This window comes from Lysobacter sp. ISL-50, assembly GCF_018612875.1.
Classification (GTDB): Bacteria; Pseudomonadota; Gammaproteobacteria; order Xanthomonadales; family Xanthomonadaceae; genus Lysobacter.
Genome location: NZ_JAGGRI010000020.1, coordinates 336,273 through 347,698, shown reverse-complemented (window position 1 = coordinate 347,698; position 11,426 = coordinate 336,273). Strand labels below are relative to the sequence as shown.

General features: G+C 67.7%; 6 protein-coding genes. 3 read left to right on the top strand and 3 right to left on the bottom strand.

All coding sequences use genetic code 11. From position 1 onward, the window contains the following. Positions 1–149 precede the first annotated feature (149 nt). The 3 genes from J7J50_RS13760 to J7J50_RS13750 all read left to right on the top strand — a co-directional run bounded on the left by J7J50_RS13760 (position 150) and on the right by J7J50_RS13750 (position 7,902). The gene (locus J7J50_RS13760) at positions 150–3,338 is read left to right on the top strand and encodes an efflux RND transporter permease subunit (RefSeq protein WP_215058682.1); all 3,189 of its coding nucleotides are present in this window, start codon (positions 150–152) and stop codon (positions 3,336–3,338) included. A 138-nt stretch (positions 3,339–3,476) separates the two neighbouring features. Further along, complete coding sequence (locus J7J50_RS13755; RefSeq protein WP_215058681.1) at positions 3,477–4,658, top strand: efflux RND transporter periplasmic adaptor subunit; 1,182 nt, start codon at positions 3,477–3,479, stop codon at positions 4,656–4,658. A gap of 7 nt (positions 4,659–4,665) precedes the next feature. Then, positions 4,666–7,902, top strand: coding sequence for an efflux RND transporter permease subunit (locus J7J50_RS13750; RefSeq protein ID WP_215058680.1), 3,237 nt, complete (start codon positions 4,666–4,668; stop codon positions 7,900–7,902). 140 nt (positions 7,903–8,042) lie between these two features. Here the strand turns inward: J7J50_RS13750 and J7J50_RS13745 are convergent, their stop codons facing one another. The 3 genes from J7J50_RS13745 to J7J50_RS13735 are packed head-to-tail and all read right to left on the bottom strand — an operon-like array spanning position 8,043 to position 11,411. Next, on the bottom strand, positions 8,043–8,987 hold the full coding sequence (locus J7J50_RS13745) for a BadF/BadG/BcrA/BcrD ATPase family protein (protein ID WP_215058679.1): 945 nt from the start codon (positions 8,985–8,987) through the stop codon (positions 8,043–8,045). Further along, entirely contained in the window at positions 8,984–10,159 is a 1,176-nt protein-coding gene (locus J7J50_RS13740; RefSeq protein WP_215058678.1) for an SIS domain-containing protein, read from the bottom strand. Before J7J50_RS13740 ends, J7J50_RS13745 begins: the two co-directional genes overlap by 4 nt. Then, the gene (locus J7J50_RS13735) at positions 10,131–11,411 is read right to left on the bottom strand and encodes a D-tagatose-bisphosphate aldolase, class II, non-catalytic subunit (RefSeq protein WP_251044077.1); all 1,281 of its coding nucleotides are present in this window, start codon (positions 11,409–11,411) and stop codon (positions 10,131–10,133) included. The genes J7J50_RS13740 and J7J50_RS13735 overlap by 29 nt, the downstream gene beginning before the upstream one ends. Positions 11,412–11,426: the final 15 nt, after the last annotated feature.

The following is an 11,426-nucleotide window of genomic DNA, read 5'->3' as shown; positions in this document are numbered from 1 at the left end:
CGCCGCCCACCCTGCGAGTGATGCGTCGCGCCGTGCGGCGCTCACTGGCTTCTTTCGCCGCGCCGATCGCGCGGGCCGGCGCATCGGCGCGCCGGCTCCGCGCGCGGCGGCCGGGCGATCCACGACGCCAACCGGGTTTTGATCGTTGCATGAATATTTTCGCTCCGCTGATTCGCCGTCCCGTCGGCTTGTCGCTCCTGGGCATCGGTCTGGTGCTGGCGGGACTGTGGGCTTATCTGCTGCTCGGCGTGGCGGCGTTGCCGTCGCTGGAATTTCCCGGCGTGGTGGTGATGGCGCAGATGCCCGGAGCCAGCGCGCAGACCATGGCGACCACGGTGGCCGCGCCGCTGGAGCGCCGGCTGGGGCGGATCGCCGGACTGCAGTCGATGGAGTCGCAGATCGGCGAAGGCGCGGCGCAGATCCAGTTGTCGTTCAATTTCGGCCGCAGCGCCGACAAGGCCGCGCGCGACGTGCAGGCGGCGATCAACGACGCCGCGCCCGATCTGCCCGCGGGCATGCCGGCGCCGCCGCAGTATTTCAAGGCCAACACCGACGCGATCCCGATCCTGATGGTGGCGCTGACCTCCGACGGGCAGCCGCCGGACAAACTCTACGATCTGGCCGATACCTTGCTGAAGCCGGCGATCGCGCAGATTCCAGGCGTGGCCCAGGTGCAGGTGACCGGCGGCGCGCCGCATGCGGTGCGGGTGGAACTCGATACGGTCTCGCTGGCGGCCAAGGGCATCACCGCCAACGATGTCAGCAACGCCCTGATCGCCGCCAACGTCACCTCGCCGCAAGGCATCCTCAGCGACGGCCGCACCCAGATGACGGTCAGCGCCAACGGCGCCTTGCACGATCCGAAGGAATTCGCCGATCTGCTGATCGCGGTGCGCAACGGCGCGGCGGTGCGCCTGGGCGATGTCGCCACCGTCGCCAGCGGCCAGCAGGACCGCTACCAGGCGGCGTGGTTCGGCTCGCAGCGGGCGGTGACGATTCAGATCGGCAAGCGCCCGCAGGCCAACGCGGTCAGCACCGTGGCGCAGATTCGCGAGCGATTGCCGGCGCTGGTGCAGGCCTTGCCCGCTAACGTGCAGGTGGTACCGATGTTCGATTTGACCGGCACGGTGCGATCGGGCCTGCACGAGGTCGAGATCACCTTGCTGCTGAGCATCGCCATGGTGGCCGCGGTGATGCTGGTGTTCCTGCGCCGGCTGCGGCCCACCCTGATCGCCATGCTCAGCATTCCGCTGTCGCTGGCCGGCGCCTTCATCGCCATGTGGGCGCTGGATTATTCGCTCAACACGTTGTCGCTGGTGGCGCTGGTGCTGTGCATCGGCTTCGTCGTGGACGACGCCATCGTGGTGATCGAGAACATCGTGCGCCACATGGAACTGGGCCAACCGCCGCTGCGCGCGGCGATGACCGCGATCGGCGAAATCGGCTTCACCATCGTCTCGATCACCTTGTCCCTGCTGGCGGTGTTCCTGCCGCTGCTGCTGGGCAACAACGAGCTGGTGGTGCTGCTGCGCGAGTTCTCCATGACCCTGGCCGCGGCGGTGATCATCTCCGCGATCGTCTCGTTGACCCTGACCCCGGCGCTGTGCGCGCGCTATCTGACGGCGCAGCCGCGCGAGCCGGCGCGGGTGTCGAAGCTGGAAGCGAGCGTGGAGCGTATCGACCGGTGGCTGCACGGCGTTTACGAGCGTTCGCTGGACTGGGCCTTGCGCCACCGCCGGCTGATGCGCTGGCAGCCGCTGCTGCTGCTGGTGGCGACGGTCGGCCTGGCCCTGGCGGTGGTCGAAACCGCCGGCGGCGCGTTCATGCCGGAGGAGGACACCGGCATGCTGCAAGCCACGTTCCGCGCCGACACCAACATCTCGCCGACCTTGCTGGCCGATCGCGCGGAAGAACTGATCGCGATCATGCAGGCCGATCCGGCCATTCTCGACGTCACCACCATTCTGGGGTCCGACAGCGGCGGCGGCGCGGTCGGCAGCGGCGGCAACATGTTCGTCGATCTCAAGCCGCTGGGCACCGGGCCCGGCGAGCGCCGCGAAAGCCTGCGCCAGGTGATCGAGCGCCTGAACCTGCGCTACGAAAAACTGTCCGGGATCTCGGTGGTGATCAGCCCGCTGCAGTTGCTGGGCGGCGACGAAGGCAAGGGCAGCGGCGGCGGCCTGTTCTCGTTCCAGTTGGTCAACGGCCTGAGCGGCGACATGCAGCCGTGGGCGCTGAAGGTCGAGCGGGAGTTGCGCGCGATGAAGGAATTCCGCGACGTCGGCAGCAGCTACGACGCGGTGGGCAAGCAGCAGATGCTGAAGGTCGATCGCGACATCGCCAGCCGCCTGGGCATCAGCATGGCCGATGTCGACTCCGCCCTGTCCAGCGCGTTCGGCCAGCGCACCGTGTCGGTGATCTATTCCGATATCAACCAGTATTGGGTGGTGCTGACTTCGTCCAACGAAGGCCGGCTCAGTGTCGATGCGCTGCTCAACACCTATGTGCGCTCCCCGGCCGGACGAATGATCCCGTTGTCGACGATGGCCAGGATCGAGCCGAACATCGCCGCGGCCAGCATCAGCCATTACAACCAGCTCGAATCGGTGAAGATCAGCTACAACCTCGCCGACGGCGTCACTCCCGATCGCAGCGCCGACTTGATCCGGCAGGCGGTGAGCAAGGCCGGAGTGCCGGCCGGCATCCGTCTGAATCTGACCGGCGAAAATCTGCGCATGGAATCGGCGCAATCCAACGGCCTGATCCTGCTGCTGGCGGCGGTGGCGGCGATGTACATCGTGCTCGGCGTTCTCTACGAAAGCCTGGAGCACCCGCTGACGATCCTGTCGACCCTGCCGGCGGCGTCGGTGGGAGCGTTCCTGGCCATGCTGGTCACCCAGACGCCGGTGACCTTGATGACGATCATCGCTGTGCTGCTGCTGATCGGCATCGTCAAGAAGAACGCGATCTTGATGGTCGATTTCGCCCTGACCGCCGAGCGCGAGCGCGGCCTGAGCCCGCTGCAGGCGGTACGCGAGGCGGCGCTGGTGCGTTTCCGCCCGATCCTGATGACGACGCTGGCCGCGACCGGCGCGGCGTTTCCGCTGGCGATCGGCTTCGGCGTGGGCGCGGAAATGCGTCAGCCGCTGGGCATCGCCATCGTCGGCGGACTGCTGGTGTCGCAACTGCTGACCCTGCTGAGCACGCCGGCCATTTACCTGTGGAACCACGATCGCAAACAACGCAAGGCGCAGCGGCGCGAGAAGCGCGCGGCCCGGCGCGCGTTCAAGGCGCAGGGGCTGGCGCAGGCGATGTTCGCGCGGTTTCGAAAAGGGTGAACGCTCACAGTCTTCGCTTCAAACACCAGGTTTTCGCCGGATTTCAAATCGTTGTAGCGGGGCCTTGATAAACGACAGGTGCGCGCCGACCGCCGCCGGCGGATGCGCCACCTGCCTCATGCATGCCAGGAGTGTTTCATGTCGCGTTTCAGCAAGATCGCGTTGATCGCCGCCGTCGTGGTCGTGATGGCAGTGGCGACCATGGGCGTGCTGCACACGTCCTCGGCCGATGCCGGCCCCGGCGCGCAGGCGGGCGCCGACGCCACGCCGATCCCGGTCACCGTCGAGCCGGTCTCGCGCCAGGACGTGCCGGTGTATCTGCTCGCCCAGGGCACCGTGCAGGCGCGCAACAGCGTCGCGGTCAATCCGCAGATCGGCGGGCAGCAATTGCTGAGCATCAACTTCAAGGAAGGCGAGGAAGTGAAGAAGGGCGCGCTGCTGGCGCAACTGGACCCGCGCAACGCCCAGGCCAATTACGATCAGGCCACCGCCAAGCTGCGCCAGGATCAGGCCGCGCTGGCGACCGCGCGCAGCAATTACCAGCGCTCCTCCGATCCCAAGTACAGCCTGTACGTGTCCCGGATCGATCTGGACACCCAGCGCAATACGGTCAGCCAGAACGAGGCCCAGGTGGCGGCGGATCAGGCGGCGATCCAGAACGCGAAGGTGCAGATGGACTACACCCGTATCGTCTCGCCGATCGACGGCGTCGCCGGCATTCGCGGCGTCGATCCGGGCAACGTGGTGACCACCAGCACCAACATCGTCACCATCACCCAGGTGCGGCCGATCTACGTCAGCTTCACCTTGCCCGAGCAGAACCTGGATATGGTGCGCAGCGCCGCCCGCGGCGCGGCGGCGCTGGAAGTCGATGCGCTCGACCGCGTGGACGCGCATACCGTCGCCCAGGGCGGCACGCTTGAGGTCATCGACAACACGGTGGACAGCGCCACCGGCACCTTCAAGCTGCGCTCGGTGTTCGTCAACGAACAAGGCGCGCTGTGGCCGGGGCAGTTCGTCAACGTGCGGCTGAAGCTGCGCACGGTGGCCGGCGGGCTGGTGATTCCGGCGCAGGCGGTGCAGCGCAGTCCCGACGGCGATTACGTCTATCTGCTGCAGGCCGACCAGACGGTGAAGATGCAGCCGGTCAAGCTGGCGGGCGAAGTCGGCGACAGCCACGTGATGGTCGCCTCAGGCCTCGCCGCGGGCGCGCGCATCGTCACCGAGGGCCAGTTCCGGCTCAAGCCGGGCAGCAAGGTCAAGGCCTTGAAGCCCGGCGAAGCGGCGGCGCCGGCCGCTCCCATCGCCGCCGCGCACTGACCACGCCATGGGATTCTCGACTCTCTTCATCCGCCGCCCGATCACCACCTCGCTGCTGGTGGTGGCGGTGATGCTGCTGGGCGTTCTGGGCTATCGGCAGTTGCCGGTGTCGGCCTTGCCGCAGATCGACGCGCCCAGTCTGGTCGTGACCACGCAATACCCCGGCGCCAGCGCGGCGACGATGGCGGCGTTGGTGACCACGCCGCTGGAACGCAATTTCGGCCAGATATCGGGTCTGGCGATGATGACTTCGGATTCGTCCGCGGGCCTGTCCACGATCGTGCTGCAGTTCAACATGGACCGCGACATCGACGTCGCCGCCCAGGACGTGCAGGCGGCGATCAGCCAGGCCAAGGGCATCCTGCCGAGCAATCTGCCGTATCCGCCGGTGTACAACCGGGTCAATCCGGCCGACGCGCCGATCCTCACCCTCAAGCTGACCTCCGACAGCCTGCCGCTGCGCGACATCAACAACTACGCCGATTCGATCCTGGCGCAGAAGCTCTCGCAGGTGCAGGGCGTGGGACTGGTGTCGATCGCCGGCAATGTGCGGCCGGCGGTGCGGGTGCAGGTCGATCCGGCGCAACTGTCCAATCTGGGCCTGACGCTGGAGGACGTGCGCAGCGCGCTCACCCAGGCTAACGTCAACGCGCCCAAGGGCACGCTCAACGGCAAGACCCAGTCCTACAGCATCGGCACCAACGACCAGTTGCGCGATGCGACCGAGTACAAGAACACCGTCATCAGCTACCGCAACGGCGCGCCGGTGCGGCTGGCCGACGTGGCCCAGGTGATCGACGGCGTCGAGAACGATCAGCTCGCCGCCTGGGCCGACGGCAAGCCGGCGGTGCTGCTGGACGTGCGCCGCCAGCCCGGGGCCAACATCGTGCAGACGGTGGAGCGCATCCAGCGGATCATGCCCGAGCTGCGCGGCGTGCTGCCGGCCGATGTGCATCTGGACGTGTTCGCCGACCGCACCGTGACCATCCGCGCCTCGGTGGACGATGTGGAGTTCACCCTGGTGCTGACCATCTGCCTGGTGGTCGGGGTGATCTTCGTGTTCCTGCGCCGCGTGTGGGCGACGCTGATCCCGTCGGTGGCGGTGCCGTTGTCGCTGCTGGGCACCTTCGGCGTCATGGCCTTCGCCGGCATGTCGCTCGACAACCTGTCGCTGATGGCGCTGACGGTGGCCACCGGCTTCGTGGTCGACGATGCCATCGTGATGGTCGAGAACATCGTGCGTTACATGGAACAGGGGAAGAGCAGCAAGGAGGCGGCGGAAATCGGCGCGAAGCAGATCGGCTTCACCGTGCTGTCGCTGACGGTGTCGTTGGTCGCGGTGTTCCTGCCGCTGCTGTTGATGCCCGGCGTCACCGGCCGCCTGTTCCACGAGTTCGCCTGGGTGCTGACCATCGCGGTGACGATCTCGATGCTGGTGTCGCTGACCCTGACGCCGATGATGTGCGCCTACCTGCTCAAGCGCGAAGCGCTGCCGGACGGCGACGAGGCGCACGAGCGCGCCGCCGCCGGCGGCCGGCGCACTGCGTGGGCGCGCATCGTCGGCGGCTACGAGCGCTCGCTGGACTGGGTGCTGGGCCACCAGCGCCTGACCATCGCGGTGGCCGCCGCCAGCGTGGCGCTGACCGTGATCCTGTACGCGATCATCCCCAAGGGGCTGTTGCCCGAGCAGGACACCGGTTTGATCGCCGGGGTGATCCAGGCCGACCAGAACGTCGCCTTCGCGCAGATGCAGCAGCGCACCCGCGCGGTCGCCGACGCCTTGCGCAAGCAGGACGGCGTGGCCGGCGTGGCCGCGTTCATCGGCGCCGGTTCGGTCAATCCCACGCTCAATCAGGCGCAGCTGAGCATCGTGCTGAAGGATCGCGGCGAGCGCGACGGACTGGACGCGCTGCTGCCGCGGCTGCAGCGGGCGGTGGCGGACATTCCCGGCGTGGCGCTGTATCTCAAGCCGGTGCAGGACCTTGCCCTCGACAGCCGCGTCGCCGCCACCGAGTACCAATATTCGATGTCGGCGGTGAATGCCGCCGAGCTGGCGGGCTACGCCACCGCGATGACGCAGCGCCTGCGCCAGCGGCCGGAGCTGAATGATGTCGGCAACAATCTGGCCGCGCAGGGCAACGCGCTCGATCTGACCATCGACCGCGCCAAGGCCAGCCGCATGGGCGTGCCGATGCAGACCATCAACGACACCCTCTACGACGCATTCGGCCAGCGCCAGATTTCGACCATCTTCACCCAGCTCAATCAGTACCGCGTGGTGATGGAAGTGGGGCCGCAGTTCCGCACCAGCGAGGCGCTGCTCAACCAGCTGACCGTGCGCGGCAACGGCAACGGCGCGCTCACCGGCAGCAACGCCACCGATTACGGCCAGCTCAGTTCGAGCAACTCGGCCACGCCTTCGGGCATCGGCGATACCGGCAACGTCGGCTTCCGGATAGGCGGTGGCGGCGCCATCCCGCTCGCGTCGCTGGCCAGTGCCCGCGTCACCAGCGCGCCGCTGGTGGTGAGCCATCAGCAGCAACTGCCGGCGGTGACGCTGTCGTTCAATCTGGCGCCGGGCTACTCGCTGTCGCAGGCGGTGGAGGCCATCGCCGAGGTCGAGCGCGAGCTGAAGTTCCCGCCGCAGATACGCGGCCAGCTGATCGGCAAGGCGGCGGAGTTCTCCGCGTCGCTGTCGGACGAGATCGTGTTGCTGCTGGCGGCGGTGGTGGTGATCTATATCGTGCTGGGCGTGTTGTACGAGAGCTACATCCACCCGGTCACCATCATCTCGACCCTGCCGCCGGCCGGCGTGGGCGCGTTGCTGGCGTTGATGATGTGCGGGATGAGCCTGTCGGTGGACGGCATCGTCGGCATCGTGCTGCTGATCGGCATCGTCAAGAAGAACGCGATCATCATGATCGACTTCGCCATCGAAGCGCAGCGCACCGGCCTGAGCGCGGCCGACGCCATCCGCCGCGCCTGCCTGTTGCGATTCCGCCCGATCATGATGACCACCGCGGCCGCGCTGCTGGGCGCGCTGCCGCTGGCGCTGGGCAACGGCATCGGCGCCGAACTGCGGCGCCCGCTGGGCGTATCGATCGTCGGCGGTCTGCTGGTGTCGCAATTGGTGACGCTGTACACCACGCCGGTGATCTATCTGTATATGGAGCGGTTCTCCGACTGGTTGCGCTCGCGCCGGCAGGCGCGGGCGCCCGGGCCAGCGCAGTTGCTGGGCGCGTGATCGAAACCGCGAATTCTTTTGTGGCTCTTGTGGGAGGGGCTTCAGCCCCGATGCTTTTCGCTCCGGCGATGAAGATCCACCGCATCTGAGCGAAAAGCATCGGGGCTGAAGCCCCTCCCACAAGAGCCTCTTCCACAAAATCAAAGTGGGCGACCGGCCAGCCTGGCGGCATACAAAGCCGCGCCGTAATGCGGCTCATGCAACGGCGCGCGCAACTCGAACGCGGGGCAGGCGGCCTGCAGCGCCGCCACGAACGGCGCCAGCAACACCTCGCCGGCGCTGAAGGCGCCGCCGGAGTACGACAGCGGTACCGCTTCGCCAGGGGGAAATCGCAACTGCCGGCGCAGCGTATCGGCGATCTGCGCCAGTTCCCGCGCCGCCTGAGCGAAGATGCCGGCGGCGGTGGCGTCGCCCGACTGCGCCGCCTGCGCGACCAGCAACGACAGGCGCGCGAGTTCGCCGCGACTGCCGGCATGGTCGCCGTACACCTGCGCGCACAGGTCGAGATCGTATTCGAGCCCCAGCGCCTGCTTGAAGTGCGCATGCAGCGGCCCCTTCGCCATCCGCCCGTCGCTCATGCGCGAGTACGCGTTCAAGCCTTGCATCGCGATCCAGTACGCCGAGCCTTCGTCGGAAAACGCCTCGCCCCAACCGCCGGCGCGCGCCGCCGCGCCCTGGCGCTGGCCATAGCCGATCGAACCGGTGCCGGCGACGATATTGATTCCATCCGCGCAACCCAGCGAACCCGCCCAGCCGCAGACCATGTCGTTGTCGCAGGCATAGCGGCCGTGGCCGAGGATCGCGCCGGGGATGGCATCGAGCAGCGGCGTGATCCGGCTGTCCTCGCCGTGGGCGGGAATGCCGAAGAACGCATGCCGGATCGAATCGCTGCCCACGCCGGCGTCGTGCAGAATCTGCCCGACGCCTTGCGCCAAGGTCTCGCGGACGCCGTCGATGCCGACCTGCGGGTGATAGCTGGCGCCCAGTTGCGCCTGCGCGAGCATGCGGCCCTGGCCGTCGATCAAGGCGAAACGGGTCTTGGTCCCGCCGCCGTCCACGCCCAGGAAGCATTCGAAGACGGTCATGACGTCAGCGAATGCAGCCGCACGCCTTGCACCACGCGATTCACCATGCCCTCGCGGTTCGGATTGTCCGGCGACAAGCCCAGCGCCAGCGAGGCGTGGAACGCGTAGATCTGCGCGATCGCCACATACGGCCAGAGCAGATCGACGTCGGCGGCCGCGGCCATGCCGGTCACCGCCAGCGTGTCGCATGCGGCCTGCGGGCGCGGCTGCGCGCTCACTTCGATCACCCGCGCGGCGCGGCCGTCGCGGCGCAATTCGTCGATCAGGTCGTGATCGTAGCGGCGGGTGAGCGCGTCGTTGGAGACGAAGACCATGACCAAGCTGTTCCCGGTGATGAAGGTCTTCGGCCCATGCCGGAAACCCAGCGGCGTGTCGAAACAGGTGGCGACCGCGCCGTCGCTGAGTTCGCCCAGCTTCAGCGCCGCTTCGCGGGCGAGCCCCTGCAGCAGGCCGCTGCCGAGGTAGACCACGCGATCATAGCCAAGCTGCGCCAACTCGCGCAGCGTGTCGCGGGTTGCGTCGATCGCCTGTCCGGTGGCCGCGGCGATAGGGCCGATCCGCGTGTGCATGTCGCCGGCCTCGCTCAAGGCCAGCACGGTCGCGTACATCATGCAACTGAAACTGGAGGTCATGGCGAAACCGGCGTCGTGGGTCGGCTCCGGCAGCAGCAGCGTCATGGCCTCGCGGGCGGCGATGCGGCACAGCGCGCCGTCGGGATTGCAAGTCACCACCAAGTGCCGCACATCGCCGACCAATGCTTCGGCCAAGGCGATCGCGGCCAGGCTTTCCGGGCTGTTGCCCGAGCGCCCGAACGACACCAGCAGCAACGGCTGTTCGGGCCGCAGATACAAGCGCGGCGCGCTGACGAGGTCGGTGGTCGCCACCGCGTCCACGCGCGCGGCCAGTTCGGCGTCCAGCAGCGGCGCCAGGCACTGGCCGATGTAGGACGATGTGCCCGCGCCGGTCAACACGACGCGGGCGTTGGCGTTGCCGGTAATGGGGGCGATGAAGGCCTTGATCTGTTCGCGCAACGCATCGATCAGGACGTGGGTGGCGTGCAGCATGTGCGGCTGCTGCTCGATTTCGCGCGCGGTCCAGACCGCGCCGGATTCCAGCAGGCTCGCTTCGGGTAGTCCCAGGTGTTCAATGGTTTTGCTGTGGGTGACAGGCATAGTAATAATCGTCGAGAACGGCACCGATGTGCGCCATGACTAGGGAATGCGGATCGTGGGTAGCGTGGCCGCTACGCAGGGCGCGCAGTGCGTGGGGGAGGTGCTGGCTGATCAGCGAGACCGGAGGCGGGCGGTCGCGCAGGTTGTCGAACAGATCGCGGCAGGCCTGCTGGATGACTTCGTCGGGCCAGTAGTAGCGCATGCGATCGCTGAGGCTGTACTGCAGGTCCACGTCCAAGGCCTTGCCGTGGCTGTGGTAGTAACGTTGCCAATGCTGCGGACGTTCGCGCATGCGTTCCAGCACGACATCGCGCAGGCGCGCGCGCCGGCTTTCCTCGATCCATTCCGATTCGATGGCGTCCAGCGCCCACAGCGCTTCGCGCATGGCGAAGGTGACGCCGGGGCCGACCTTGAGAATGGCGAAATGATCGCGCACCAGCGCGCGCAGCGAGTCGCGGGTCTGGTAGTCGGTGGAATGCGCTTCGAAGATCGTGCCCGGCACCGGCGTGATGGCGTGGCTGAGCGCCCGCGCCTTGTCGGGTTGATAGTCCATGACATGGTGGTGATCGAACTCGACGCCCGGCTGCACCACCGAGGCGATGACGCGTTGCCACGCCGAATCCAGCCCGGCGGCGGCGAAAGCATCGCGATGCGCCTGTATCGTCGCCAGGGCGGCGTGCGGCGTGGTCACCGCGAGCCCTTCGATGGCTTCGGTGGCGCCGCCCGGCACCGGCACTTCGGTGCCGATCACATACACCGGTGGCTCGCCGCCGGCCTGGGCGTAGGCGGCTTCCGCGACCTCGCACAGACGCACCGCGCGCGCGACGATCTGCGCTTCGGGCAGCGGCGCCGGATCGCCGCGGCAGGCCATCGAACAATCCAGATGGATCTTGCGGAAACCGGCGGCGACATAGGCCGCGACCATGACCTCGGCTTTGCGCATCGCCGATGCCGCATCCAGGTCGGTCCACGGATTCGGCCCGAGATGATCGCCGCCCAGGGCGATGCGCGCCGGATCGATGCCGACCTCGCGCGCGATGCCGTGCACGAAGCGCACGAAGTCGGCCGGCGTCATCCCGGTGTAGCCGCCGTCCTGGTTGACCTGATTGCAGGTCGCTTCGAACAGGATGATCGATTCGCCGTGGCGGCCGGCGTGGCGCAGCGCGGCCTCGATGACGATCGGATGGGCGGAGCAGATCGACGTCACGCCGCAGGCGATGCCGCGTTTGTGCTGTGCGATCAGGTCGAGCATGGCTTGCATCGTGTG